At 75.9% G+C, this 24,985-nt stretch carries 23 protein-coding genes; 11 read left to right on the forward strand and 12 right to left on the reverse strand.

Annotated features, from left to right (window positions below; translation table 11 throughout):
* Nucleotides 1-275: 275 nt before the first annotated feature.
* The 8 genes from ACGF7U_RS25965 to ACGF7U_RS26000 all read right to left on the reverse strand — a co-directional run bounded on the left by ACGF7U_RS25965 (nt 276) and on the right by ACGF7U_RS26000 (nt 8,681).
* Nucleotides 276-446 carry a DUF1223 domain-containing protein gene (locus ACGF7U_RS25965; protein ID WP_393110876.1) on the reverse strand — a complete coding sequence of 57 codons (171 nt, stop codon included), beginning with the start codon at nt 444-446 and terminating at the stop codon, nt 276-278.
* Nucleotides 447-532: 86 nt separating this feature from the next.
* Nucleotides 533-970 carry a hypothetical protein gene (locus ACGF7U_RS25970; RefSeq protein ID WP_393110878.1) on the reverse strand — a complete coding sequence of 146 codons (438 nt, stop codon included), beginning with the start codon at nt 968-970 and terminating at the stop codon, nt 533-535.
* Between the two features lie 69 nt (nt 971-1,039).
* A complete protein-coding gene (locus ACGF7U_RS25975) occupies nt 1,040-3,493 on the reverse strand; it encodes a tetratricopeptide repeat protein (RefSeq protein ID WP_393110880.1) in 2,454 nt (817 codons plus the stop codon).
* Nucleotides 3,490-5,253 carry an ABC transporter permease subunit gene (locus tag ACGF7U_RS25980; protein WP_393110882.1) on the reverse strand — a complete coding sequence of 588 codons (1,764 nt, stop codon included), beginning with the start codon at nt 5,251-5,253 and terminating at the stop codon, nt 3,490-3,492. Before ACGF7U_RS25980 ends, ACGF7U_RS25975 begins: the two co-directional genes overlap by 4 nt.
* Nucleotides 5,250-6,530, reverse strand: coding sequence for an extracellular solute-binding protein (locus ACGF7U_RS25985; RefSeq protein WP_393110884.1), 1,281 nt, complete (start codon nt 6,528-6,530; stop codon nt 5,250-5,252). The genes ACGF7U_RS25980 and ACGF7U_RS25985 overlap by 4 nt, the downstream gene beginning before the upstream one ends.
* Nucleotides 6,527-7,135, reverse strand: coding sequence for an ATP-binding cassette domain-containing protein (locus tag ACGF7U_RS25990; RefSeq protein WP_393110886.1), 609 nt, complete (start codon nt 7,133-7,135; stop codon nt 6,527-6,529). The genes ACGF7U_RS25985 and ACGF7U_RS25990 overlap by 4 nt, the downstream gene beginning before the upstream one ends.
* Nucleotides 7,136-7,249: 114 nt before the next feature.
* The gene (locus tag ACGF7U_RS25995) at nt 7,250-7,888 is read right to left on the reverse strand and encodes a flavin reductase family protein (protein ID WP_393110930.1); all 639 of its coding nucleotides are present in this window, start codon (nt 7,886-7,888) and stop codon (nt 7,250-7,252) included.
* A 130-nt stretch (nt 7,889-8,018) separates the two neighbouring features.
* Nucleotides 8,019-8,681 carry a TetR/AcrR family transcriptional regulator gene (locus tag ACGF7U_RS26000; RefSeq protein ID WP_393110888.1) on the reverse strand — a complete coding sequence of 221 codons (663 nt, stop codon included), beginning with the start codon at nt 8,679-8,681 and terminating at the stop codon, nt 8,019-8,021.
* A gap of 112 nt (nt 8,682-8,793) precedes the next feature.
* Here ACGF7U_RS26000 and ACGF7U_RS26005 point away from each other — a divergent pair, with 112 nt between their 5' ends.
* From ACGF7U_RS26005 to ACGF7U_RS26015, 3 genes are read left to right on the forward strand one after another with little or no spacing between them, the layout of a single operon-like run.
* On the forward strand, nt 8,794-10,278 hold the full coding sequence (locus tag ACGF7U_RS26005) for a flavin-containing monooxygenase (protein ID WP_393110890.1): 1,485 nt from the start codon (nt 8,794-8,796) through the stop codon (nt 10,276-10,278).
* A complete protein-coding gene (locus tag ACGF7U_RS26010; RefSeq protein ID WP_393110892.1) occupies nt 10,271-11,188 on the forward strand; it encodes an SDR family NAD(P)-dependent oxidoreductase in 918 nt (305 codons plus the stop codon). Before ACGF7U_RS26005 ends, ACGF7U_RS26010 begins: the two co-directional genes overlap by 8 nt.
* Nucleotides 11,185-12,123: an alpha/beta fold hydrolase gene (locus ACGF7U_RS26015; RefSeq protein WP_393110894.1), complete on the forward strand. Its 939-nt coding sequence runs from the start codon at nt 11,185-11,187 to the stop codon at nt 12,121-12,123. The genes ACGF7U_RS26010 and ACGF7U_RS26015 overlap by 4 nt, the downstream gene beginning before the upstream one ends.
* Nucleotides 12,124-12,185: 62 nt before the next feature.
* Here ACGF7U_RS26015 and ACGF7U_RS26020 read toward each other — a convergent pair whose 3' ends face one another.
* Together ACGF7U_RS26020 and ACGF7U_RS26025 are read right to left on the reverse strand one after the other, a co-directional pair.
* Nucleotides 12,186-13,373 (reverse strand): low temperature requirement protein A, encoded by a 1,188-nt coding sequence (locus tag ACGF7U_RS26020; RefSeq protein ID WP_393110896.1) that lies wholly within the window; start codon nt 13,371-13,373, stop codon nt 12,186-12,188.
* Between the two features lie 96 nt (nt 13,374-13,469).
* Nucleotides 13,470-14,366: a glycosyltransferase family 2 protein gene (locus ACGF7U_RS26025; protein ID WP_393110898.1), complete on the reverse strand. Its 897-nt coding sequence runs from the start codon at nt 14,364-14,366 to the stop codon at nt 13,470-13,472.
* A 93-nt stretch (nt 14,367-14,459) separates the two neighbouring features.
* Here ACGF7U_RS26025 and ACGF7U_RS26030 point away from each other — a divergent pair, with 93 nt between their 5' ends.
* The 3 genes from ACGF7U_RS26030 to ACGF7U_RS26040 all read left to right on the forward strand — a co-directional run bounded on the left by ACGF7U_RS26030 (nt 14,460) and on the right by ACGF7U_RS26040 (nt 17,672).
* Nucleotides 14,460-15,563, forward strand: coding sequence for a CapA family protein (locus ACGF7U_RS26030; protein WP_393110900.1), 1,104 nt, complete (start codon nt 14,460-14,462; stop codon nt 15,561-15,563).
* A 145-nt stretch (nt 15,564-15,708) separates the two neighbouring features.
* The gene (locus tag ACGF7U_RS26035; protein WP_393110902.1) at nt 15,709-16,371 is read left to right on the forward strand and encodes a GntR family transcriptional regulator; all 663 of its coding nucleotides are present in this window, start codon (nt 15,709-15,711) and stop codon (nt 16,369-16,371) included.
* Nucleotides 16,368-17,672, forward strand: coding sequence for a nitrate/nitrite transporter (locus tag ACGF7U_RS26040; protein WP_393110904.1), 1,305 nt, complete (start codon nt 16,368-16,370; stop codon nt 17,670-17,672). Before ACGF7U_RS26035 ends, ACGF7U_RS26040 begins: the two co-directional genes overlap by 4 nt.
* Nucleotides 17,673-17,807: 135 nt before the next feature.
* Here ACGF7U_RS26040 and ACGF7U_RS26045 read toward each other — a convergent pair whose 3' ends face one another.
* Entirely contained in the window at nt 17,808-18,245 is a 438-nt protein-coding gene (locus tag ACGF7U_RS26045; RefSeq protein ID WP_393110906.1) for a hypothetical protein, read from the reverse strand.
* A 190-nt stretch (nt 18,246-18,435) separates the two neighbouring features.
* On the opposite strand from ACGF7U_RS26045, the gene ACGF7U_RS26050 reads away from it, so the two are divergent.
* Together ACGF7U_RS26050 and ACGF7U_RS26055 are read left to right on the forward strand one after the other, a co-directional pair.
* The gene (locus tag ACGF7U_RS26050) at nt 18,436-19,521 is read left to right on the forward strand and encodes an S-(hydroxymethyl)mycothiol dehydrogenase (protein WP_393110908.1); all 1,086 of its coding nucleotides are present in this window, start codon (nt 18,436-18,438) and stop codon (nt 19,519-19,521) included.
* Complete coding sequence (locus tag ACGF7U_RS26055; protein ID WP_393110910.1) at nt 19,521-20,150, forward strand: MBL fold metallo-hydrolase; 630 nt, start codon at nt 19,521-19,523, stop codon at nt 20,148-20,150. The genes ACGF7U_RS26050 and ACGF7U_RS26055 overlap by 1 nt, the downstream gene beginning before the upstream one ends.
* A 39-nt stretch (nt 20,151-20,189) precedes the next feature.
* On the opposite strand, the gene ACGF7U_RS26060 is transcribed toward ACGF7U_RS26055, so the two are convergent.
* Nucleotides 20,190-21,131 carry an anti-sigma factor RsbA family regulatory protein gene (locus ACGF7U_RS26060; protein ID WP_393110912.1) on the reverse strand — a complete coding sequence of 314 codons (942 nt, stop codon included), beginning with the start codon at nt 21,129-21,131 and terminating at the stop codon, nt 20,190-20,192.
* Between the two features lie 389 nt (nt 21,132-21,520).
* On the opposite strand from ACGF7U_RS26060, the gene ACGF7U_RS26065 reads away from it, so the two are divergent.
* From ACGF7U_RS26065 to ACGF7U_RS26075, 3 genes are all read left to right on the forward strand, one after another.
* Entirely contained in the window at nt 21,521-21,997 is a 477-nt protein-coding gene (locus tag ACGF7U_RS26065) for a VOC family protein (RefSeq protein ID WP_393110914.1), read from the forward strand.
* A 228-nt stretch (nt 21,998-22,225) separates the two neighbouring features.
* On the forward strand, nt 22,226-23,353 hold the full coding sequence (locus tag ACGF7U_RS26070) for a DUF3626 domain-containing protein (protein ID WP_393110916.1): 1,128 nt from the start codon (nt 22,226-22,228) through the stop codon (nt 23,351-23,353).
* Between the two features lie 642 nt (nt 23,354-23,995).
* Nucleotides 23,996-24,703, forward strand: a complete 708-nt coding sequence (locus tag ACGF7U_RS26075; RefSeq protein ID WP_393110918.1) for a hypothetical protein — start codon at nt 23,996-23,998, stop codon at nt 24,701-24,703.
* Nucleotides 24,704-24,985: the final 282 nt, after the last annotated feature.

A 24,985-nucleotide genomic window follows, 5' to 3' on the forward strand; every position in this document is an offset into this window, starting at 1 on the left:
GTTAGGTCAAGCCCTAAGTGAAGGCGTGTCGATCGGCGGGTCCGGACAGCTCGGAGGTAAGCTGTCCGGACCCGCCGATCGAGGTGGGCGCGCAGGTGCGGGTCGGCGGCTAACGCAGCGACCGGAACGCGGCGCGGCGCTCTTCCGACAGCAGTTGCGGCTGCTCCCAGGCGGCGAAGTGCCCACCCCTGTCGAGCCGGTTGTAGTGGATCAGATTGGGATACGCCCGCTCCGCCCAGCTCCTCGGCGTCTGGTACAGCTCGTCGGGAAGACGCTCACGGCGGCGCCTCGGCGCCGAACGGGTCTGCCCAGCCCAGGTGGTCCCAGTAGTCGACGTGGAAACCGAGCGCGTAGACGGGCTTCCCCCGCTCCCGGGCGTCGCGGTCGATCTCGGACAGCACGTCCTCGGCGGGCGGGCAGCTGTTGCAGCCCTGGGAGGTGAACATCTCCGCCGGCCGGCGGCGGTGGCGTTGCCGGCCAGCCGCACGCGCTCGTCGGCCGGGGGTGTCGTCCGGGTGTACTCGCGTCGTGCTCAGGCGGGCCAGAGCTGAACAAGCCAGCGCTCAAGACCGGACGGGTACGGGGGACCTGAACCCCCGCGGGCACGTGCCGCTTCTCGGCCTGCCACAGCCGCACGAACCCGGTACCGGCCGGGAGCCGGCAGCAACACGGGGTGGTCGCCCACCCAGGCGGTGGGCGAGGCCAGCCGCAGTTCCGTACCCGACGTCTCAAGCCGCGCCTCGTCCACCTCATCCCACTCACCGGCGATGGCGGGAGGCCGTAGCGGCCACAGTTCCACACGCACCTCGGCGTAGTGGTCGGGTCCACCACTGCGGAACACCACGCCACCGCGTCCCGCCGACAGCAGCCGGTCGGCCCTGGGCACTCCGAGGGCGAAGGCGACCTCCGCTGTGTGCTGCGATTGCAGCGCGAACAGCGCGTACTCGGCGAACACCTGCTCGTCGACCACGCTTGCCAACCCGGCCGGACTCCAGGAACCGCGGTGGGGCATGCCCCAGTATCCGACGCACCACCGCCCTCAGTCAGGCGGGGTGGAGGTCGAGGTGCCCGCGTGATCTCCGGGTGGCGGCGCAGCGGGTGCGTAGGCGCTGCTCTCCTCGCCGGGGGCGAGGCCGCCGACGAGGCGGGCGTCCGCCGCGGCCTGGCCGTCGGCGTCGCGCGCCTCCTCACACACCGTGGCCGCGTCCGCCCAGTGCCGCCGCGCCTCGGCGGGGTCGCCCAGGGCCGCCGCCGCGTCGCCCAGGTGCAGCAGCGTGCGCCCCAGCCCCGCCGTCGGCCGTCCGTCGCGCAGCCGTCGGCTCTCCGCCAGCATCTCGTACGCCTGCCGCGCCTGGCCCGGCGCGGAGGCCAGCAGCGCCGCCCCGGCGTTGAGCAACGCGACGGCCCGGTTCGTCGGGTCGGCCACGGACTCGTACTCGCGCAGCGCCGCCCGCCACGACTGCGCCGCGTCGAGATGCTCGCCGAGCCCGGCGTGGACCAGCACCAGGTTGGTCAGCGCCGCCGCGTAGCCGCGGGCGTCGCCGAGCGCGCGGAAGGCGTTCGCCGCCCGGACCAGGTGGTGGTGCGCGGTCTCCAGCTCGCCCCGCGCCAGCCGGGCGGCGCCCATCCCGAGGTCGGTCAGCGCGTGCCCGGCCCGGTCCGCGCCGGAGCGGTGCCGTCGGGACAGTTCCAGGTGCTCCACCGCGTCGTCGAGCTGCCCCAGGTCCAGCAGCACCAGGCCGAGGTTCATCCGGGCCTGGGCGGTGCCGCGTCGGCCCCGCTGCGCCACCGCGAGGCTGAGCGCCGTCGCCGCTCCCTGCGCGTCACCCCGGCGGCGGCGCAGCACCCCCAGCTCGTTGTGCGCCCAGCCGGCGATCTCCGGCCGGTCGTCGGCCGTGGGCGTGGCGAGCACGGTGCGGCACACCTCCTCCCACTCGCCGAGCCGCTCCGCGTGGGCGAACCACCCACACAGCGCGACCGCCAGCCGGAACCACCAGCGGCGCACCCGTCGCGGCAGGGTCTCCGCGGCGCCCGCCGGCACCTTCACCACGGCCAGCAGCAACTCCTGGTGCAGGTCGAACCAGCCGTACGGGTCGTCGTCCAGTGCCAGAGTCGGCTCCCGGTCGGGCGGCGAGCCGGCCACCACGAGGCTCGCCGCGTGCCGCTCGGCCCGGCGGGCCAGGTGCCGGGTGAGCCGGGCCTGCGCGGCCACCCGCCGCCGCGCCGGCTCCGCGTCGCGCAGGTGCATCCGGGCGTACGGGGCCAGCAGCGGGCGCACCTCGTAGCGGTCGCCGGGCGCGCCGGTGACGAACCCGCCGGCGGCCAGCTCGTGCAGCAGCACGGCCACCCGGTCCGGGCGGCGGCCGGCGAGCGCCGCGATCGTCGGCCGGTCCAGCGGCACCGGGCTGAGCGACATCAGCCGCCACAGCCGCCGCGCCTCGCCGCCCAGCGCGTGGTACGCGGTGTCCCGCGCGGTCACCAGCAGGGTGGCCGGGGAGGCGGCGACGTGCTGGTGCGGGGGCGTGTCCACCGCGCGGCGCAACGCGTCGAGCACGTCGGCGTGCCGCCAGCCGTGCTGGGCCGTACGCCGCCCCAGCTCGGCCACGGTGCGGGGCTGCCGGCCGCAGAGCTCGACGAGGGCGCGTACGGCCGGGTCGGTGCGGGGGTCCGGTCGGTGCGGCCGGGCGACGGGAGCGGCGGCGCCCGCGGCCGCGAAGAGCTCGACCGCGTCGTCGGCGTCCGGCTCGGCGAGGCCGTGCGCCACCACCCCCTCCAGGGCGTCCAGCGCGGGCGTGCCGACCAGCAGCAGCCGACAGGCCCGGGCGGTCGGCGGCAGCAGCGGCCGGACCTGGGCGGGATCGTCCACGTTGTCCAGCACGACCAGGATCTCCCGGCCGTCGAGCTGGCCGCTCAGCTCGTCGGCCGCGTCGGCGAGGGCATCGGCGCGGCCTGACGCCGGCGGCCGGGTGCCGAGGATCCGGGCCAGCGCGGTGAGCACCTGCCGGGCGCTGTGCGGCCGGCCGCCCCGGCGCAGGTCTAGGTAGAACTGGCCGTCGGGGAAGTCCTCCCGGCACAGGTTGGCGGCCTGGATCGCGCAGGCGGAGGTGCCGACGGCCCGCCGGCCGACCACCGCGACCGCGTGCTCCTTCCGCAGCAGGTCGATGATCGCGTCGACGTGTCCGGCCCGCCCGGTGAACCCGGCGGGCCAGGGCAGGGTGGGCGCGCCGACGGCGGGTGCGGCCTCGGCGTCGTCCGGGGTGGCCGCCTGCTGCCGCTGGCGGCGCCACTCCACGACGACGGCGGCGACGAGGCCGAGCACGATCACCCCGGCGCTCGCCGAGCCGAGCTGGGCGACGGACAGCTCGGAGAGGAGGTTGCCGGTGACGTTGCCGAGCACGGCGCTGACCGTCCCGCCGACCACGCCGCCGACCGCGAGCAGCAGGCTGAGCCGTCGCGGCCGACGGGAGCGGTGGGCCGGCTCCTGCCCGCTCACCGGACGCCCCCGGCGACCAGGCCGGCGACGAGGTGGCGGCGGGCCAGCACCACCAGCAGGACCGGCAGGATCGAGGCGATCACCGAGCCGGCGGCGAGGGCCCCGCTGTTGGCCACGAAGCCCCGGGTCTGGCCGGCGAGGAACAGCCCGAGCGGCACCGCCCCCGGGCCGCTGAACAGCAGGCCCACCACCAGGTCGTTCCACACCTGCACGAACTCCAGCACCGCGACGGCGACGACGGCCGGGCGGTTGTGCCGCGCGAGCAGCCGCAGCGTGCTCCACCAGTGGCGTCCGCCCACCCGGGCCGCCCGTACCTGCTCGGCGGGCAGGTCGGCGAAGGCGTTGCGCAGCACCAGCACGGCGAACGGCACCCCCAGCGCGACGTGCACCAGCGCCAGGCCGCGCGCCGTGCCCGAGGACAGCGCCACCCCGAGCACCTCGTTGACGGGCCCGGCGATCACCTGCACGGGCACGATGCTGGCGGCCATCAGCAGCAGGCCGGTGCCCTGGGCGGCGGGCCCCGTCAACCAGGCGAGGGGGTACGCGGCGAGCAGCGCGACGGCCAGCACCGCGGCGGTCACCACGGTCGCCAGCACCAGCGTGAAGCCCAGGGTGCGCCACAGCTCGACGCCGGTGAGCAGTTCCCGGTAGGAGGCGAGGCTCGGCGGGCTCGCCCACCAGCCCCGGGCCGCCGCGTCCACCGTGCCGTGCAGCGAGGTGGCGAGCAGCACCCCCAGCGGCACCAGCCAGGCGATCGCCGCGCCCGCGGCGAGCAGCCGGGTCGACCGGCGCGGCGTCGGCATCGCCGGATCGGGCCCGACGGGCGTGGAATCCCGCGGCGGCGGCCACCCCTGCCGCACGAACAGCGCCGCGACCAGCATGCCGGCGGCCACCGCCACCAGCCAGACCACCCCGAGCGCGGCGCCCTCGCCGGTGGTGGCGCCGTTCGAGGTCTGCCAGACCCGCAGCGCCAGCACCGACGCCTCGTCGCGCACCGAGCCGGGCGCCAGCACCAGGATCAGGTCGAACGTCCGGGCGGTGCCGAGCGCCACCAGGGTGAAGACCACCGCGACCGTACGCAGCAGCAGCGGCCGCCACTGCGCGTCCCAGAGCACGTCGCGGCGGTTGCCGCCGTAGGCGCGCACCGCGTCGGCGAGGCTCGGCGGGACGGCGTCGAGGGCGGCCCGGAACACCAGCACGGCCAGCCCGACCCAGGCCCACACGAACGCCGACATCAGCGCCACCGTGACCAGGCCGGGACCGAGCAGGTGCGGCGCGTCCGCCGCCGACCGGCCGGTCAGCCTCGCGGCGACCAGGGTGGCCAGGCCGCGCTGCGGGTCCGGGTCGTACACCAGCCGGAAGGTGACGCCGGTGACCACCAGCGGCAGCGCCGTCGGCACCACCAGGATCAGCCGGACCAGCCCACCCTCCTGGGAGCGGCGCGAGGCGGCGGCGAGCAGGTAGCCCAGCACGGTCACCACCGCGGGCACGACCAGCGCCCAGAGCACCGTGCGCCCCACGACCGCGCCGGTGCCGGGCGCGGCCAGCGCGGCGCGGTAGTGCTCCGCGCCGACCCACCGGCCGTCGGTGGTGACGCTGGCGTGCAGCGTACGCAGCACCGGCCACGCCACCAGCCCGCCGAGCAGCAGCAGGGCGGGCAGCAGCAGCGCCGAGGTGGCCCCCGCGGCCGGGTAGGCCCGCCCGCGGCGGGGTGGCCCGACGTCGTCGAGGACCGCCAGCTCGCCCAGCACGCGGCTCACCGGCCGCTCCCCGCCGAGCGGGCCGCCGTCGCGAGCTGACCGGTGGCCCGCCGGGCCGCCTCGCCGGCCGCGACCCCGTCGGTGACGTCGGCGAAGAAGTCCTGCATGATCCGCCAGATGCCCACCCCGTCGGAGCCGGTGAACGGGCCGGGAAGCCGGTCGGACAGGTCGAAGCGCACCGCCTCGGCCGTGCGCAGCTCGGCGGCGAGACGGCGGCGGACCGGGTCGTGGTAGTCCGCCAGCGGAACGGACACGTTGGGGGAGAGGTAGCCGCCGGCGCGCAGCCACGGCTGGAACGCGGAGCCGTCGCTGAGCCAGCGCACCAGCTCCGCGCCGCGGGCCGAGCCGGCGAAGGCCACGGCCGCGTCGCCGCCGACGACCAGCGGACCGCCGACCACCCGGGCGCCCGGGAACCGGAACGTCTCCGGCCGCTCCGGGCCCCGGCGGAACCGCCGGCCGACGTCGTCGACGAAGTCGGCCTCGAAGAGCATCGTGGCCCGCCGGTGGTGGACCAGCTGGATCACCGACTCCTCGTACTGGGTGAGCAGGGCGCGGCGGCCGCCGCCGGGGAACGCGCCGGCGACGCTCCACAGCTCGGCGAGCCGGTCCAGCGCGGCGTGCACCGGCCGGGCCCGCCAGTCGGCCTCGCCGTGGGCCAGCGCCTCGTAGAAGCCGGGCGGGGCCACGTCGGCGAGCACGTTCTCGAACCAGTCGGTGAGCACCCAGCCGTCGGCCGCGCCGACGGCCAACGGGGCCGGGCCGTCGCCCGTCCGGGCCCGCGCGCCGAGCCGCCGGGTGAGCGTGACCAGCTGGTCCCACGTCCGCGGCGGCTCGGGCAGCATCGACGGGAAGTACCAGAACAGCGACTTGTGGGCCGCCTTCACCCAGACGCCGTAGCGCCGCCCGTCGGCGGAGAGCAGGTCGGTCATGTTGGGCGGCAGGGCGTAGCTGGCGGCCGGGGTGAGCTCGCGCAGCCAGCCGCGCCGGGCGTACTCCACCACCAGGCCCGAGCGGGGCAGGATCGCCACGTCGGGGCTGGTGCCGGCAAGCTGGCGGGCACGCAGGAACGCGTCGATGTCGTTGCCGGCGCTGATCACCTGCACGCCGCCGCCGTAGCCGGCCACCACCTCGCGGAACCGGGCCAGCTCCCCACCGCTCCACACCACCGCGACCTGGACCGACGGCTCCGCCCGGGAACAGCCGGCGAGGGCGGTCGCGCCCGCCGTCGCGGCGGCCCGCAGCAGGGCGCGGCGGCGCAACCGCACCGCCGGGGTCAACCGAGCACCTCGGCGGCGACCGGCACGTCGGCCAGCGCGCCCGGATCGGCCGTGCACACCAGCACGGCCGCGCCCGGAGTGTCCGGCGGGGACAGCCGCCCGACCAGGTCGGTGAGCCGCCCGCCGCCGGCCGGCCCGCGCGGCAGGTCGATGACCAGCACCTCGGGCAGGCAGGCGACCGCCCGCGCCAGTGCCACCCGGAACCGCTGCGCCTCCGACAGCAGGTGCGGCCGCAACGCCAGGGTCGGCGCCAGCTCCAGCCGGTCGACCACCGTTGCCGTCCAGTCGTCGGCGACCTCCCGCACCCGCTCCCGCCGGCGCTGGCCGTAGGCGATGTTGCGGCGCACGGTCAGGTGGGGCAGCAGCGCGCCGCCGGCCGGGACGTAGGCGATCCGGCGGCGCGGCGGCGGCAGGGCGGTGACGTCCCGGCCGCCGACCAGCACCTGACCGGCGATCGGCGCGGCCAGCCCGGCCACCACACGGGCGACGGCGGTGCCGACGGGCGCGTCGGCCACCAGCGCGGCCGACGCGCCGGCGGCGACGTCGAGGGTCACCGGCGCGGTGTCGGGCACGGCGACGAGTTCGCACAGTCGTAACGTGGCCATCACCTCCGGTGACGCGGGCGGTCGCCCCCAGGGTGGCACAACGGGACGACACGTGGGGTCCCCGGCGGCCTCCCCTGTGGAGTCCCGGCCGGCGCTCGGCTGGGCCCCCGGCGGTCAGCCGGCGGCGACGCCGAGCCGGTGGGGCATCTGCCAGCCCTCGGCGAGCCGGGACGGGTGCACGTTGTGCCCGCCGCCGAAGAACTCGCAGAACTTCATGATCAGCGGGTCCCAGCGCACCGGGTCCACGTAGCTCGTCCCGGGGATGACCAGCTCCTCCTCGACGTACGTGCGCAGCACCTCGACCTGGAAGGCGGTGGCCTGCACGTCGGCCCCGGCGAGCGGGTGGGCCGCGATCACCCGGCACTCGAGCTGGACCGGGCACTCCGCGACCCGGGGCGCCCGGACCAGCTCCGAGGGCTGCGCGGTCAGCCCGGCCAGGGCGAACTTGTCCGGCTCGTACCGGTAACCCTGCCGCACCTTGTGCTCCGGGACGTCCGGCCGGCCGGTGGTGAGCGCGATCCGGTCGACCGCGTCGACCATCGCCGAGGAGGGCAGGTTGAGTACGCACTCGCGTTCGCGCAGCAGGTTGGCGGTGGTCCGGCCGCTGTTGCCGAGCCCGAGCATGGCCTGCTGCCCCAGCCACCACGCCGACGACATCGGCGCGAGGTTCGCCGTGCCGTCGGGATTGCGCGAGCTGACCAGCACCACCGGCGTCCCGAAGTAGAGCACCTTCAGACCGGGAACCACGTGCACCTTCTCCACCTCTCACCGTCGAGCGGGGCCGCGGTGGCGGCCCCGACCCCGACTCTGCGGCACCGCCGGGGCCGATGCTGGCGGCGATCGGACGTCGCGTTCGGCTTCCCGGCGCGGGCGCCGCGGCGGGTCAGGCCGGCGGGGGAGCGGTGCTGTGGTAGATCGCGGCCAGCCAGACGTCGAGCAGCACGTCGACCACGTCCCGCTCGGCCACGGCCGGCCCGTCGCCGGCGAACGTGGCGTACCAGACGCGCTCGTTCATCGAGTTCAGCGCGATGGCCAGGTCGCGGGCGGGCACGCCGTCGGGCGCCGCGCCGCGGCGACGCTCGGCCTCGATCGCGGTCTCGATCGCGTGCACCCAGCGCTCCAGCACGCTCGCCCAGAGCCGGCGCACCTCGGCGTTGGTGCCGCGCACCTGGGCGCAGGCCAGCACCACCGCCCGGTGCGCGCCGAACGTCTCGTGGAACCGGTCGATCAGCTCCCGCCAGCGCGCCCGCGGGTCCTCGGCCAGCCGCTCCAGCACGTCCCCGGCCGCGGCGTCGGCCTCCTCGGTGACCCGGTCCAGCAGCGTCAGCAGCACCGCGTCCTTGGACGGGAAGTAGAAGTAGAAGGTGGGTCGGGAGATGCCGGCGCCGCGCGCCAGGTCGTCGACGGAGATGTCGGCGACGGGCCGCTGGCGCAGCAGCCGCTCGGCGGTGGCCAGGATCGCCACCTCGCGTTCGTCCCCGGCGGAGCGCGCCGCGCGCCGTCCGCGCGCGGTGGCGTTCCCGGCGGCCGTACGGGCGGGCGTCATGGCCGCTGACTCTACCCCGGATCAACACCCTGTCGACGGCACTCGACAGGGTGTTGACTGTCGTCGACGGCCGTGGATAGTGTCCGGTGTCACACCGCCGACGGGAGACGAGATGGCCACCGACCACGTCGACGTGCTCATCGTCGGTGCCGGCCTGTCCGGCATCGGCGCCGCCTGCCACCTGCGCCGCGACTGTCCGGAAAAGACGTACGCGGTGCTGGAGGCCCGTGACGCGATCGGCGGCACGTGGGACCTGTTCCGCTACCCCGGCGTCCGGTCCGACTCCGACATGTTCACCCTCGGCTACTCGTTCGCGCCGTGGACGGACCCGAAGGCCATCGCCGACGGCGACGCCATCCGCGACTACGTCCGACGGACCGCGCGGGAGTACGGCGTCACCGACCACATCCGCTTCCGGCACCGCGTCGTACGCGCCGAGTGGGACAGCGAACGGGCCCGCTGGACGGTGCGCGCCCACCGCGGCGACACCGCCGAGACGGTCGAGCTGACCTGCTCGTTCCTCTTCGCCTGCTCGGGCTACTACCGCTACGACGCCGGCTACGCCCCGCAGTTTGCCGGCACACAGCGGTACGCGGGGCGGATCGTGCACCCGCAGCACTGGCCCGAGGACCTCGACCACAGCGGCAAGCGCGTGGTGGTGATCGGCAGCGGCGCCACCGCCGTGACCCTGGTGCCGGCGATGGCCGCGCGCGCCGCCCACGTGACGATGCTCCAGCGCTCACCCACGTACGTCATGGCGCTGCCGTCGCGCGACGTGCTCGCCGACGCGCTGCGGCGCTGGCTGCCCGCGAAGGCCGCGTATCCGGTGGTGCGCTGGAAGAACGTCCTGCTCGCCACCGCCAACTTCCAGCTCAGCCGGCGGGCCCCCGCCCTGGTGAAGCGGCTGCTGCTGCGCGCCGCCCGAAGCCGGCTGCCGGCCGGCTACGACGTCGACCGGCACTTCTCGCCCCGCTACGACCCCTGGGACCAGCGGCTGTGCGTGGTGCCCGACGGCGACCTGTTCGCCGCGCTGCGGACCGGCCGGGCGTCGGTGGTCACCGACACCGTCGACACCTTCACCGAACGCGGCATCCGGCTCTCCTCCGGCGCGGAGCTGACGGCGGACGTCGTGGTCACCGCCACCGGGCTCAACCTGCTCGCCCTCGGCGGCATGACCCTGGCCGTCGACGGCGCCGAGGTGGACCTGGCCGGCACGGTCGCCTACAAGGGCATGATGCTCTCCGGGGTGCCGAACCTCGCGATGACCATCGGCTACACCAACGCCTCGTGGACGCTCAAGGCCGACCTGGTCGCCGGCTACGTCTGCCGGCTGCTGCGCCACCTCGACCGCACCGGCCAGCAGGTCGTCACCCCGCTCCCGCCTCCCGACGGCGAGCTGTCGCCGATCATCGACCTGACGGCCGGGTACGTGCTGCGCATTGTCGACACGCTGCCCAAGCAGGGCGCGCGGGCGCCCTGGCGGCTGCACCAGAACTATCCCCGGGACGTGCTGCTGATGCGGCACGGCCGACTGACCGACTCCGGCGTGCGGTTCTCCCACGCCGGCACACCGCAGAGGAGGACCGTCCGTGCGTAGGTTCGTCTTCACGGGCGGCACGGCCGTCGTCACGGGCGCCGCCAGCGGGATCGGGGAGGCCCTCGCCCACGCGCTGGCCCGCCGGGGCAGCGACCTGGTGCTGCTCGACCGCGACGCGGGGCGGCTCGACGCCGTCGTCGCGGCCGTCCGCGCCGCGCACCCCGACCGGCAGCTCACCACCTATCTGGTCGACCTGGCCGACGCCGCCGCGACCGCGCGGGTGGCCGAGGAGGTCCGGCAGCGGCACCCGGCGGTCCGGCTGCTGGTCAACAACGCCGGGGTGGCGCTGGGCGGCCGGTTCGACCAGGTGACCCTCGACGAGTTCAGCTGGGTCGTCGACGTCAACTTCCGGGCTGTGGTGCAGCTGACCCACGCGCTGCTGCCTACCCTGCGGGCGGAACCCGGCGCGCACCTGGTCAACGTCTCCAGCCTCTTCGGGATCATCGCCCCGGCCGGGCAGACCGCCTACGCGGCCAGCAAGTTCGCCGTCCGCGGCTTCACCGAGGCGCTGCGCCAGGAGCTGGCCGACGACGGGATCGGCGTGACCTCGGTGCACCCGGGCGGCATCCGCACCCGGATCGCCCAGAACGCCCGGGTGGGCAGCGGCGTCTCGCCGGAGGAGTTCGAGACCGGTCGCCGGCAGTTCGAGAAGCTGCTCACGATCGATCCCGCCCGGGCCGCCGAGGTGATCCTGCGCGGGGTGCGACGCCGCCGGGGCCGGGTTTTGATCGGCTGGTCGGCGAAGCTGCCCGACCTGCTGGCCCGGGTGGCGCCGGCGGCGTACCCGCGGATCCTGGCGTTCGGGCTCAACCGGGTGGCCGGCGGCCCCACCCGTCGCGCCGTGCCCGCACCGGCGCAACGGCAACCCGAGGCGGCCCCCGCCACCGACCCGGCCGGGGAGCCGGCATGACCGCCCCGGCCGCGCGCCGACCCCGGCACGTCACCGTCGACGGCCGGCGGGTCTGCCACCGCGTCGACGGCGAAGGACCGCCGGTGGTGCTGCTGCACGGCATCGGCCGCACCCTGCGCGACTTCACCGAGCTGCACGAGCGGCTCGCCGACCGGTTCCGCGTGCACAGCGTCGACCTGCCCGGTTACGGCGGGTCGCTGCCGATGACCCGCCCCTGCACCCTGCCGGCGCTTGCGGAGTTCGTCGGCCGCTACCTCGACGCCGTCGGCGTCGACCGGCCGGCGCACCTGGTCGGCAACTCCCTCGGCGGGGCGATCGCCATGCGGCTCGCGGCGTCCGAGCCGGGCCGGGTGGCCACCCTGACGCTGGTCAACAGCGCCGGCTTCGGCCGGGAGGTGACCATCGCGCTGCGGCTGCTCGCGCTGCGCCCGCTGGGCCGGCTGCTGCTGCGGCCCAGACGGTGGGCCGCCCGCCGGGTCGAGCTGTCCCTCTTCCACGACCCGGCCTTTGCCACGGCCGACCGCGTCGCGTACACCCTGGAGGTGGCCCGCCTGCCGTACGCGGCCCGGGTGATGCTGGAGACCGCCCACCACCTCGGCACCTTCCGGGGCATCAGCCCCCAGTGGCGGGAGGAACTGCTGGCCGAGGTGGAGCGGCTGGACATCCCCACGTTCGTCGTGTGGGGCGACAAGGACCTGATCCTGCCGGCGACGCACCTCGAGGCGGCCCGGGCACGGCTGCCCAGGGCCCGCACCCACCTGTTCCGCGACTGCGGGCACATGCCGCAGATCGAGTGTGCCGAGGAGTTCCACCGCCTGCTCGTCGACTTCTGGTCCACGGCGGGGCCGGACGCCGCCGCCCCGCCCGCCGCCGCCCCGCCCGGCGACCCCGTTCCACCCGTCGGGGGTCGGCCGGCGGTGGTGGAGGCCGGCTGACGGTCCGGCCGGCGGTGGTGGACGGCGGCTGACGGATCGGCCGCACCCGGCCGGCGGGGGCGTCAGGGCGGCCCGGGCGTCCGCCCGCGCCCGCCCGTGCGGGTCGCCCGCCGCCGGGCGACCACCGTCACCGCCACCAGCGCGAACAGCAGCGCCGCCACCACGTACACCGGGGCCGGTCCGAGCGGGGCGAGCAGCACCAGCGCCGCGATCACCGGGAACGCCGCCGACACCGGGCCCTCCCGCTGCGGGCGCACGAGCAGCACCCAGACGGCGAGCAGGCAGACGGCCACCGGGACCGCCGTGGCGTAGCCCGCCGCGACACCGCCGACGTGCCCGAGGTGGCGCTCCCGGTCGACCGCCACCCACAGCCCCGACCCGACCGCGGCGATCGCCGCGAAGATCAGATAGTGGCCGTACCCCCACACCAGCGTCGCGCGCAGTCGGGTGGGCACCTCGACCGGCCGGTCGAAGTAGAGCCACCACAGCGCGAAGACGATCACCGCCCCCGCCGCCGCCAGCGGCCACAGCTCCCCCTGGCCGGCGTCCACCCCGGTCTGCACCGCGACCGAGGTCGCCAACACCACCTCGCCGAGGACGATCAACGTGAACAGCCCGTACCGCTCGGCGATGTGCCGCGGGTTCCACGGGGTCGTCCCGGCCCGCTCGGCCACCGCCGGGACCAGCAGGTCGGCCAGGGCCAGCAGCAGGAAGGACGGCCCCAGCCAGTCGACCGGCAGCAGCAGCCGCGCCAGCCAGCCGGCCTGCACCACGGCCACCCCGAGCGCGTACCGGCGGGCGGTCCGGCGGTGCGCGGGGTCGCCGGCCGCCGCGCGCGTCCACTGCACCACGGCGGCCAGCCGGATCACCACGTACCCGTACGTGATGGTGGTGAAGTCGCCCTCGGCGAACGCCTGCGGCACCCCGGCGGCCAGGACCAGCGCCCCGGCGATCTCGACCAGGGTGGTGATCCGGTAGACGTCGTCGTCGGTGTCGTAGGCGGACGCGAACCAGGTGACGTTCATCCACGCCCACCAGATCGCGAAGAAGACCCGCAGGTAGCTGACCGTCGCGTCGCCGGCGTGCCCCTCGACGACGTCGTGGTGCAGGCCGGCTGCCGCCTGCGCCACCGCCACCACGAAGCAGAGGTCGAAGAAGAGCTCCAGCGGCGTGGCCGAGCGGTGCGCCTCGTCCGGGCGGCGGGCCACCATCGGGCGGTACCACGGCCGCAGCCCCCGGGTCGTGGTCACCGGCCTCTCCTCGCGCCCGTCCGATCCGCCCTCACCATAGGCCGGCCGGCGGCCCGCCCGGGTCGGTTCGCCCGGCCGCCCGCCGGTCGGTCCGGGTCAGTTCGCGGCGGTGACGGCCTCCGCCGCCGGGCCGGGCGTCGCCACCGGCGTACCGGGCCCGCCCCGCTCCAGGGTGCGCAGGGCCGCCTCCACCGGGGCCGGGAGCGGGCGTCGCCGGCGCAGCACCCACCCCAGCTCGCGGCCGGCGTCGAGCAGCCCCCGCCGACCGGCCGGCTCCCGCAGCGCCTCCGCCGCCGCGCGCAGCACCACCCCGACGGGCCGCCGCAGCGCCGCGGTGAGCAGCCGGTTGCGCGCCTCCGCCCGGTGCCGGGCCCGCCGGTCCCGCCCGGCGGGCAGCGGCAGGTGGTGGGCGACCACCTGCTCGACGTACGCCAGGTGCCAGCCCGCGGCGGCCAGGTCCATCGCCAGCAGCGCCTCCTCGCCGTACGTGCCCAGCCGCTCGGCGAAGCCGCCGACCTGCCGGAACGCCTCGCGGCGCAGCACCACCGCGCAGGCCAGGAAGCCCAGCACGGCGGGCCCGGGCGCGCCCGGCGGGACACCCAGCGGGGCCCGCGCCATCGCCGCCGACACCGGATCGAGCCGCCCCTGCGGACCCACCCGCACCTGCCCGGCCAGCAGCCCCGTACGCGGGTGCGCGCGCAGCAGCCGCGCCGCCTCGTCCAGCGCGCCCGGCGCCCAGTACGAGTCGTCGTCGGCGAACGCCACGAACGGGGTGTCGGCCAGCTCGACCCCGACGTTGCGGGCCGCCCCGGCGCCGGCGTTGTGGCCGAGGCGCACCACCCGCGCCGCCGGGTACGCCCGCGCCACCGCCTCGGGCGTCCCGTCGTCGGAGCCGTTGTCCACCACGATCACCGGGCCGGTGTGCCGGCCCAGCACCTCCAGCAACTGGCCCCGCCGGTTGCGGGTCGCCACCACCACGGTCACGTCGGTCATGGCGCCCCTGCTACCCCCGGATCACGCCCCGCACGCCCCACCGCGCACCTCATCCGCAGGTGAGCGCGCGCTCCGGCGGGGAAAGCACCTCGGATGCCCGATGTGACCCTCTTCCTCGGCGGCGACGTGATGACCGGCCGGGGCGTGGACGCGATCCTGCCCGCGCCGGGCCCGCCCGAGCTGCGCGAACCGGCCGTCCGGAGCGCGCGTGGCTACGTCGAGCTGGCCGAGGCCGCCGGCGGTCCCGTCCCGCGCCCGGCGCCGCCGGCCTGGCCGTGGGGCGAGGCGCTCGACCTGCTCGACGCGCTCCGGCCGGACGTGCGGGTGGTCAACCTGGAGACCGCGGTGACGGGCCGGGGCGAGCACGCCCCGGCCAAGGAGATCCACTACCGGATGCACCCGCGGAACCTGTCCTGCCTCACCGCGGCGCGGCTCGACGTCTGCGCGCTGGCCAACAACCACAGCCTCGACTTCGGCACGATCGGGCTGGCCGACACCCTCGACGCGCTGGCCGGCGCCGGCATCGCCACCGCCGGCGCCGGCGGGGACGCGGCGTCGGCCTGGTCGCCCGCCCGGGTGCCGCTCGCGGCGGGCCGCCACCTGCTGGTCTGGTCGGTGGCCGCCCCGTCGAGCGGCGTGCCCCCGCCGTGGGCGGCCACCGCCGACGCGCCCGGAGTGGCGTACCTGCCGGAGGTCTCGGCCGCGTCGGCGGAGGCGCTGGCCGGCCGGATCGCCGCCGTGGCCGGGCCGCACGACCGGGTGCTGGTCTCCGTGCACTGGGGCTCCAACTGGGGGTACGACGTGCCGAGCGGGCACGTCGACTTCGCCCACCGCCTGGTCGACGCGGGAGTGGACGTGGTGCACGGCCACTCGTCGCACCATCCGCGCCCGGTCGAGGTGTACCGCGACCGGCTGATCCTCTACGGCTGTGGCGACCTCGTCGACGACTACGAGGGCATCGGCGGGCAGGAGGCGTACCGGCCGGAGCTGCGGCTGCTGTGGCTGCCCACCCTCGACGCGGCGACCGGGGCGCTGCGGCGGCTGCGGGCGGCCCCGGTGCGGATGCGCCGGATGCGGCTGGAACGGGCGCCCTCCGCGGCGCGCTGGCTCGCCGACCTGTTGGGCGGCTTCGGCCCGCCGTTCGCGGTCGGGTTCGACGTCGACCCGGACGGGCTGCTCGCCCTGCGCCCGCGCTGAGGCGGCGGGCGGGGCACCCCGGGGGTTCCGGGCCAGCGGCGGGCCCGGCCGGGGCCGCGCCCACGCCGCGCGCTCCCGCCGTGGCGCGCGCCACCCGGGACCGGGTCGACCGGGCCCGGCGACGACAGGAACGCATCATAGATACATGACGCATCCCTCGCCTTCCCGTTGGACCGCCGCGCCGTCTGCCGCCGAGCGCGCCTACCGCTACCTCAAGCGGGCGATCCTGGAGCAGCTGCACCCCGGCGGGTCGCTGGTCAGCGAGGGGGAGATCGCCGAGGCCGCCGGCGTGTCCCGCACCCCCGTCCGCGAGGCGCTGCTGCGCCTGGAGGCCGAGGGACTGGTCCGGCTCTATCCCAAGCGGGGCGCGCTGATCCGCCCGGTCTCCGCGCGGGAGATCACCGACGTGATCGAGGCACGGCGGCTGGTCGAGCTGCACGCCGCCGAGCGGGTCTGGCCCCGGCGGGCGACCCTGCGGGAGGCCCTCGCCGCCCGGCTGGCCGAGATGCGAGCCGCGCACGCCGCCGGCGACCTGACCGCGCTGATGGAGGCCGACCGCGCCTTCCACGCCACCGTGGTCGACGCGGCCGGCAACGAGATTCTCGCCGAGCTGTACCAGCGGCTGCGCGACCGGCAGCTGCGGATGGGCGAGGCCAGCTTCCGGCTCTCGCCCGGCTGGGCCGAGACCGCGCTGACCGAGCACGCCGACCAGCTCGCCGCGCTCGACTCCGACGACCCGCGACGGTGGCTTGCCGCCGTCGCCGCGCACATCGACAACGCCGCGGACGTGCTGCGGGCGCTGCGGTGAGCGTGCTGACCGCCCCGGCGCCCGCGCCGGCCGCGCGGCGCCGGGCCGCCGCGCTGGTCTGGGGCGTGGCGGTGAGCGCGTACGTGGCCGCGGTGTTCCACCGCAGCTCGCTCGGCGTCACCGGGGTCGACGCGGCGGACCGCTTCGAGATCAACGCCTCGGTGCTGGCCACCTTCTCCGTCGCCCAACTCGCCGTGTACGCGCTGATGCAGGTGCCCGTCGGTGTGCTCCTCGACCGGTTCGGCTCCCGGCGGCTGCTCGTCGCCGGCGGCGCGCTGATGGTCGCCGGTCAGCTCTGCTTCGCCCTCGCCACCGACGTACGCCTCGCCGTCGCCGCACGCGTCCTGGTCGGGCTCGGCGACGCGATGACCTTCATCAGCGTGCTGCGGATCGTGGCGTTCTGGTTCCCGGGGCGGCGCAACCCGCTGATGACCCAGCTCACCGGGACGCTGGGCCAGCTCGGAGCCATCCTCGGAGCCGTACCCCTGGTGGCGCTGCTGCACCGCGCGGGGTGGACACCCGCCTTCCTCACGGCCGCGGCGGTGGGGGCGACCGTGCTGCTGACGGTCGTCGTCGCCGTCCGGGACACCCCGCACCGGGAGACCGCGCCCGGCCCGGCGCCCGGCCTGGCCGCCGTCCGCCGGGAACTCCGCGCCGCCTGGGCCGAGCCCGGCACCCGGCTGGGGCTGTGGACGCACTTCGTCACCCAGTTCTCCGGCGCGGTGTTCGCCCTGCTCTGGGGATACCCCTTCCTCGTGCAGGGGCAGGGGCTCAGCCCCACGGTCGCCGCGTCGCTGCTCACCCTGATGACCGTCGGCACGTTCCTGTCCGGGCCGGTGGTCGCGCACCTCTGCGCCCGGCACCCGTTCCGCCGCTCGGTACTGGTCTTCGCGATCACCGGCGCCACCGCCGTGGTCTGGGCCGTCGTGCTGGCGTGGCCGGGACGCTCGCCGGGCTGGCTGCTCGTCACGCTGGTGCTGGTGCTGGCGGTCAACGGCCCCGGCTCCATGATCGGGTTCGACTACGCGCGCACCGCCAACCCGGTCAACCGGATCGGCAGCGCCAGCGGCGTCGTCAACGTCGGCGGCTTCGTGGCCTCGATCGTGCTGGTGCTGGCCGTCGGCGTGGTGCTCGACCTGGCCACGCCGGCCGGTCGGGCCGCCCCCGACCTGGCGGCGTTCCGCTGGGCCTTCGCCGTGCAGTACGCCCTCTGGGCGCTCGGCGCGGTGCAGGTCCTGCGCTACCGTAACGCCGCCCGCCGCGCTGCGGCCGCGCGGCAGCGTACCCCCGACACGCGCTGAACCCCGGCGGTCGCGCCCGCGGTCGGGCGGCGGTGGGCGGCCGTGGCCCTGCTGCGTCGGCGGCGTCCCGGTCCGCGGCCCGGGCGGCCGCCGTCCGTGCCGCGGCGACGGCGGCGCGATCCCCGGGCGGCAGGGTCAGGCGCCCCAGCGGCGGCGGGGGCGCCGGCGGCGGTGGGTCAGGTCGTCCAGCACCAGGGTCAGGCCGGCCCCGAGCAGCCACACGTCCTTGGCCAGGCCGATGCCCTGCTGGCTGGGCCGCAGGCTGCCCGGCTCGCGCATCCCCGGCGTCTTGAGGTAGAGCTGCACCAGACCCGCGCCGAACGCGGACAGCCCCAGGCCCACCAGCGCCGACGGGACGAACGGCGCGAGCAGCGCGGCGCCCAGGGCGATCTCGGCCCGGGAGAGCAGCCGGGCGAACCGGTCCGGTTCGAGCTGCCCGAGCTGCGGCACCGCGCCGGCGGCCATCGCGTGCACGCCCTGCGCCGCCTCCCCTTCCAGGCTCCGCTTGCCCAGGCCGGAGTTGAGCACGAACGCGCCGATGCTGACCCGCAGCGGCAGATGGCTGACCTTCATGGCGCACTCCCGTCCGACTGTCGAAACGTGCCCCCGCCTACCCGGCCCGAGCGGCGATAACCGCTACGAGCCGGCGCTGGGACGACCGGCATGATCGGCGGTAGTTTCGCGAGGGACGTCATCGACGGTGCCGCGGCAGCGCACCCGCAGGACGGCGGCGCGGCGCGCCGGCGTGGAGCAGGAGGAGATCGTGAGCCAGCAGGTCAGGGGAGTCATCTCCCGCAGCAAGGGCGCGCCGGTCGAGGTGACCACGATCGTGGTTCCCGATCCCGGGCCCGGCGAGGCGGTCGTGCGGATCCAGTCCTGCGGGGTCTGCCACACCGACCTGCACTACCGGGAGGGCGGCATCAACGACGACTACCCCTTCCTGCTGGGGCACGAGGCCGCCGGCATCGTGGAGGAGGTCGGCGACGGCGTCGACTCCGTCGCCCCGGGCGACTTCGTGGTGCTCAACTGGCGGGCGATCTGCGGGGTGTGCCGCGCCTGCCGCCGCGGCCGCCCCTGGTACTGCTTCGCCACCCACAACGCGGCCCGGAAGATGACCCTCACCGACGGCACCGAGCTCGCCCCGGCGCTGGGCATCGGGGCCTTCGCCGAGAAGACGCTGGTCCACGCCGGCCAGTGCACGAAGGTGGACCCGGCCGCCCGGCCCGCCGCCGTCGGGCTGCTCGGCTGCGGCGTGATGGCCGGTCTCGGCGCGGCGATGAACACCGGCGGGGTCACCCGGGGCGACTCCGTGGCCGTGATCGGCTGCGGCGGCGTCGGGGACGCGGCCGTCGCCGGGGCGGCACTGGCCGGCGCGACGACGATCATCGCGGTGGACACCGACCCCCGCAAGCTCGACTGGGCCCGGAAGTTCGGGGCCACCCACACGGTCAACGCCCGCGAGGACGACCCGGTCGAGGCGATCCGCGCCGCCACCGGCGGCTTCGGCGCCGACGTGGTGATCGACGCGGTCGGTCGCCCCGAGACCTGGAAGCAGGCGTTCTACGCCCGAGACCTGGCCGGCACGGTCGTGCTGGTGGGCGTACCGACGCCGGAGATGACCGTCGACGTGCCGTTGCTGGACGTCTTCGGACGCGGCGGCTCGCTGAAGTCCAGCTGGTACGGCGACTGCCTGCCCAGCCGGGACTTCCCGATGCTCACTGAGCTCTACCTGCAGGGGAGGCTCGACCTGGACGCCTTCGTCACCGAGGAGATCGCGCTGGACCAGGTGGAGGAGGCGTTCGCCCGGATGCACCGCGGCGACGTGCTCCGCTCGGTGGTGGTCTTCTGATGGCGGCCCGCGTCGACCACGCCGTCACCTCCGGCACGTTCTCCCTCGACGGTCAGACCTTCGACGTGGACAACAACGTCTGGGTGCTCGGCGACGACACCGAGTGCGTCGTCGTCGACGCCCCGCACGACGTCGACGCGATCCTGGCGGCCGTCGGCGACCGGCGGGTACGGGCGATCCTCGCCACGCACGCCCACGACGACCACGTACGGGTGGCGCCGGCGCTGGCCCGCGCCACCGGCGCACCGGTGCTGCTGCACCCCGCCGACCGGGTGCTGTGGGACATGGTGCACCCCGACGAGGCGCCCGGCGGCGACCTGCGCGACGGGCAGGCCGTCGAGGTCGCCGGGGTCGCGCTGACCGTCCTGCACACCCCCGGCCACAGCCTGGGCGCGTGCAGCTTCCACGTGCCGGCGCTCGGCGTGGTGTTCACCGGAGACACCCTCTTCGCGGGCGGGCCGGGCGCCACCGGGCGCTCGTACAGCGACTTCGGCACGATCGTCGCCTCGATCCGGGACCGGCTGCTCACGCTGTCGCCGGAGACGGTGGTGCACACCGGGCACGGCGACAGCACGACCATCGGCGCGGAGGCCCCGCACCTGGGCGAGTGGCTGGCCCGCGGGCACTGACGGGCACGTGCGCCGGGCCCGGCCGCCGGCCGAAGCCGGTCAGGCCGGGCGGCGCATGTGCAGGCGGACCGTCGTCCCGGCGGCGGTGCTGTGCACCCGGACCAGGTCGCAGAGCGCCTGCACGATCACCAGCCCTCGCCCGCCGATGCCGTCCTTCGCCGGGGTCAGCCGGCCGGCGAGCGGATCGGCCAGCCAACCGTCGTCGTGGATCTCGCAGACCAGGTGCTCGGCGGTCCGCCACACCCGCAGCACGCCGGCGCCCCCGGCGTGCGCGATGCTGTTCGTGGCCAGCTCGGTCACCGCGATCTGCAGGTCGGCCACGCGCTCCTCGTCCAGGCCGGCGACCTGGCCGTGCCCGGCGACGAACGTGCGCACGGTGGGCAGGGTGTCGAACCGGTAGCTGAGCGTCGCGACCGGTTCCGCCGGTGCCGGCAGCGGAAGGTTGTAACGGGCGACCACGTCCGACGGGGCGTAGGCGCCGCTCGACCGCCGGCCGGCATCGTCGACCAGGATCGGGTGCGTGGCGTACGCGTCGGTCAGCACGTCGTCGTCGAGGCCCGCCACGTCGTACGGGCACAGGATGGTGGCGTCACGGCCGACGAACGCCATGTTGATCAGGGCCTCGTGCTGGGCGCAGGCCGGATACTCGGTGTCGCTGCGTCCGGCCCAGATCGGCTCGCCGATGATCCGCACCCGCCGCCCGGCATGCTGGTCGATGAACGCCTGCAACACCCACGGGATGATCCGGCCCGGGTTCCGCCCGGCCTCGGTCATGTCCGCCCAGCGCACCCCGTCCGTCTCGCCGACCGCGTCGCGCACCAGCCGCAGATTGGCGCCGGGCATCGCGACCAGCACCGGTTCCCCGGCGGTGAGACCGCCGGTGACGAAGGGCACGGTGCCCGCCAGCAGCTCGTCCGGATCGCGGTAGAAGAGGCCCTCGTGTACGAACGCCTCCGCCGCCTCGTTCGGCTCCGGGGTCATCCCGTCCGTCCCGCGGGGAAGGCGGTGTCATCCGCCGGGTCGGGCAGGCGGCGGGCGCTCGGCACCTGGCCGCCGCGCGTCACCGGCCGCACCGGACGCGGCCGGGCCGCGAAAGTGGCCGGCCCCACCGCCCGCGCCGGGGCACCCAGAGCGGGCCGAGCGCGGCGGGTGCCGGGCGCGACGGAACGGCCGACGCCGTCGAGGGCGCCGGCCTCGTCGTCGCAGGCCCAGCAGACGTGGTCACCGAGGGCCCTCTGGTCGACCACCGCACCAACAGTCAATTCATCGCCTTCCGGTCGGCCCTCCCACTGTAATCCTCGGTCCCGGTACCGGCCGAGCGGGTGAACCGTCACTGCCCGGCCCAGGGTGATCGACTACTCTCTGCGGACATGACGACGGACGCTCCCAGCCCCCCACCCGCCGTACGCCAGCTCCGCCTGGTCGTGGAGGCGGAGGACTACGAGGCGGCGGTCACGTTCTTCCGTGACGCGCTGGGCCTGCCCGAGCAGGCCGCGTTCTCCGGGGAGGGGGACGCCCGGGTGGTGATCCTCGACGCCGGCCGGGCGACGCTGGAGATCGCCAACCCGGCGCAGAAGCGGATGATCGACGAGGTGGAGGTCGGGCGCCAGGTGGCCCCGAAGATCCGAGTGGCGTTCGAGGTGGACGACAGCCGGTCCGCCACCCGCCGCCTGGTCTCCGCCGGCGCCACCGAGATCGCCCCGCCGACGGTGACCCCGTGGCAGTCGCTCAACGCGCGCCTCGACGCCCCGGCCGGCCTGCAGATCACGCTCTTCGAGGAGCTGCTCAGCCAGGAGGAGCGGGCGGCGCTCGACGGCTTCGGCACCGACCGGGCCGGCGAGGAGTAGGCCCGGGAAGATCGGCCCGAGCGCGACGGACGGCGCTTGTTGGAGCCGATGCCGGTCGCGAGCAGCGGTCGCCGGCGCGTCACCCGGGCTGCCCGGCTCCGGCCCGGCCGCAGCGGCGCAGCCGGCCGACCGGCCGTCGCCAGCGCCGGTCCCACCCGCCGCCCCGTCCCGTGGTGCCCGCCGGGGACGGAAACGAAATGCGCACCGGCCGGTGCCGAGGAAGGATCCATGGCCGTGCACTCCACCACCGGTCCGGCCGCCGTCGACGCGGCCCTCACTCCCGCCCAGCGCGCGGCGATCGGGCACGTCCGTGCGGTCGCGTTGCGCGACCGCCTCGCCGCCCTGGCCGCCATCTATCGCGCGCTCGCGGGCTCGGGTGTGACCCACCGGCCGGAGCGGCTGATCGCGGCGGTCGGTCGGCACGGCCGGCTCACGCTCAACTTCCACCCGGACCGCCTGCTCGCCGACGGGCGTACGGTCGCCGCGGCCCTCGACGCCGAGGGCGTCTACCGCAGCCAGTTCGAGACCGGCATCTCCAACGGCGGGCTCACCGCCTTTCCCGGCGGCGACCGGGATCGGTGGGAGGAAACGCTCTTCGGCGGCGCGTACCAGGCGCCCGGCGTGCTCCCGGCGGACCGGCCGAAGTACGGCGGCCTCAACCTGCTCGACCACCCGGACGGCGCCTGCCCCCGGTTCGGCTCCTGCCACCTGCGACTGCGCCCGGAGGTGCTGGCTCGGGCGACCTTCTGCTTCGGCGACAGCCACCTGGGCCCCCGCGACCTGGGCACGGTCGACGTCTTCGAGCCGGTGCTGGCGGCCCTGCTCGCGGCGACCGACGGCACCGGGATCAGCCTGGGCGTGCCGGGGGACGTGGTGACCCTGGTCCAGTCGCTGCTGCGTCGCCGCGAGGACGTCGCCGGGACCCCCGGTGCCGCCGGTCGCGCCCTCGACGACTACATCGAGGCCCAGATCCACGGGGAACTGAGCCTGGCCCGCGACGTGGAGGCGATAGTCGTCGACCCGTCGTTCCGCGGCACCGAGGCCGGCGCGACGCTCGACACGATCGCCCGTCGGCACGGCGTGGCCCTGCACTGGCACGCCGGCTTCGAGCTTCCCGTCGACCAGGTCGACCCCGACTTCCGGGGACCGGCCATCCCGCCGCTGGCCGCCCGGGTGCACGCCGAGTTCGCCCGGCCCGGTCAACCGATCGACGCCGCCCTGATCGGGCGCGCGGCGGTCTCCGTGGTCACCGAGCCGTCCCGCTGGGCCGACCGCGGGCCGACGGAGGTCACCCTCCAGCACCTCAAGCAGCTCTGGCACGTCCTCGTCCGGTTCGGCGCGCCCCGCGCGACCTGACCGGTCCGGGGCCGGCACCGCGGCGCGGCGGGCGAGCCAAGATCCGCGCAACTTCCCGGACGCGGCAAGATCCGCGCAACTTCCCGGAAAGAGTGGCCTCAAGTGCCCGCTGAGACCACTCTTTCCGGGAAAGTGCGCGGTTGCCCGTTGCTCCGATACCGGTGCCCGGTGCCCGGTGCCCGACGGCCGGGGCTCAGCGATCGCGCCGGCGCCTGACGGCCGGTGCTCAGTGATCGCGCTGGCGTCCGAGGGCCGGCTCACCGAGCGCGCCCGCGGCCGACGGCCGGGCGCCCCCTGAACGAGCCGGCGCTGGGGTGTTCGGCGACCGCGCCGGTGTCCGCCTGCCCGTTCTCGTCGCGCGCCTGCCTGTGCGTCTTTGGCCCGCCCAGCTGCGTTCGATCAAGAGGGCGGGCTTTTCGGGTTGTCTGTCCGCGTCGCCGACTCCTGTGCCGGGGTGCTCAGCGTCTCGGCGGCGGAGTGACGGAGACCGCAGCCGGCTGCCCCCGACCCATATCCGGAATGCCCGACAGGTGAAGCTGGTTGTGTTCCCCGTACCGCCGGAACCGAAACCCCTCCGGCTAGGCAGTTCCCCCGGGGAGCGCTCAGGCAGGAGCGCTTCGCCTGACCGAAAGGGCAACCATCGTGAAGTACGACTTCACCCGGTGGCTCCCGGCCATCGCGAAGGACTCGAAGGACTCGAACCGCAAGATCGCGCTGAGCGTGGTGGGTGTCGCCGCCCTCGGCGGCCTGGCCTTCGGGCCGACAGCCGTGGCCGCCCCGGTCACCAGCGGGCCCCACGAGGGTGCCGTGGCCGCGATCGAGCAGGCCACCGGCCAGGTCCAGCCGACTCCCAGCGAGGAATCGGCCCTGACCACCGGCGGCACGACGGACAAGCCGGCCGCCGACAAGCCCAGCCGAGCAGAGCTGATCCCACACGGCGTGCAGGGTGCCCAGTCGCGCATCCCGCTCGACGACGCGCAGCTCGCCAACGCCAAGGCCATCATCGAGGAGGCCAAGGAGACCGGCGTGGGTAAGCGGGGGGCCGTCATCGGCATCGCGACGTCGCTGCAGGAGTCGAAGCTCTACAACCTCGGCCACCTGGGCGCGTACAACGACCACGACTCGCAGGGCCTGTTCCAGCAGCGTCCCTCGTCGGGTTGGGGTTCGCCCGACCAGATCACCGACCCCGAGTACTCCTCGCGGGCGTTCTTCGAGGCGCTCAAGAACGTCGGCGGCTGGCAGGACCTGCCGCTGACCGCCGCCGCGCAGACGGTGCAGGTCTCGGCCTACCCGTTCGCGTACGCGCAGTGGGAGGAGCAGGCGGCGGACATCGTCGCCCAGCTCTGGTGACAACCGCATGACCGACCGGCCGGCCCTGAACGGGGCCGGCCGGTCGCGTCTGCGCCACGGGTACCGCTGGGCCGGAGCTGTCCCATCGGCGTCGCCCCGCCACGGCCTCGCTCGGGGGCGCGCTTGCGGTCACCCACGCTCTCGGGCCCCTGGGCTTGCGCTGCGGTGGGGTTGTCGGCGTTGGCTTGCGGTGCGTGGGGGTGGGGGGGGGGGGGGGGGGGGGGGGGGGGGGGGGGGGGGGGGGGGGGGGGGGGCGGGCGGCCGGGCGCCGGGGCCCCCCCC

The sequence above is a fragment of the Micromonospora sp. NPDC047670 genome (genome assembly GCF_043204915.1).
GTDB lineage: Bacteria > Actinomycetota > Actinomycetes > Mycobacteriales > Micromonosporaceae > Micromonospora.

Excerpts from the sequence above, each read along its gene's own strand:
- ACGF7U_RS25965 (WP_393110876.1), bottom strand. The coding sequence starts at position 446 with ATGTTCACCTCCCAGGGCTGCAACAGCTGCCCGCCCGCCGAGGACGTG.
- ACGF7U_RS25990 (WP_393110886.1), bottom strand. The coding sequence starts at position 7,135 with ATGGCCACGTTACGACTGTGCGAACTCGTCGCCGTGCCCGACACCGCG.
- ACGF7U_RS26000 (WP_393110888.1), bottom strand. The coding sequence starts at position 8,681 with ATGACGCCCGCCCGTACGGCCGCCGGGAACGCCACCGCGCGCGGACGG.
- ACGF7U_RS26005 (WP_393110890.1), top strand. The coding sequence starts at position 8,794 with ATGGCCACCGACCACGTCGACGTGCTCATCGTCGGTGCCGGCCTGTCC.
- ACGF7U_RS26015 (WP_393110894.1), top strand. The coding sequence starts at position 11,185 with ATGACCGCCCCGGCCGCGCGCCGACCCCGGCACGTCACCGTCGACGGC.
- ACGF7U_RS26025 (WP_393110898.1), bottom strand. The coding sequence starts at position 14,366 with ATGACCGACGTGACCGTGGTGGTGGCGACCCGCAACCGGCGGGGCCAG.
- ACGF7U_RS26030 (WP_393110900.1), top strand. The coding sequence starts at position 14,460 with ATGCCCGATGTGACCCTCTTCCTCGGCGGCGACGTGATGACCGGCCGG.
- ACGF7U_RS26035 (WP_393110902.1), top strand. The coding sequence starts at position 15,709 with ATGACGCATCCCTCGCCTTCCCGTTGGACCGCCGCGCCGTCTGCCGCC.
- ACGF7U_RS26045 (WP_393110906.1), bottom strand. The coding sequence starts at position 18,245 with ATGAAGGTCAGCCATCTGCCGCTGCGGGTCAGCATCGGCGCGTTCGTG.
- ACGF7U_RS26055 (WP_393110910.1), top strand. The coding sequence starts at position 19,521 with ATGGCGGCCCGCGTCGACCACGCCGTCACCTCCGGCACGTTCTCCCTC.
- ACGF7U_RS26060 (WP_393110912.1), bottom strand. The coding sequence starts at position 21,131 with ATGACCCCGGAGCCGAACGAGGCGGCGGAGGCGTTCGTACACGAGGGC.
- ACGF7U_RS26065 (WP_393110914.1), top strand. The coding sequence starts at position 21,521 with ATGACGACGGACGCTCCCAGCCCCCCACCCGCCGTACGCCAGCTCCGC.
- ACGF7U_RS26070 (WP_393110916.1), top strand. The coding sequence starts at position 22,226 with ATGGCCGTGCACTCCACCACCGGTCCGGCCGCCGTCGACGCGGCCCTC.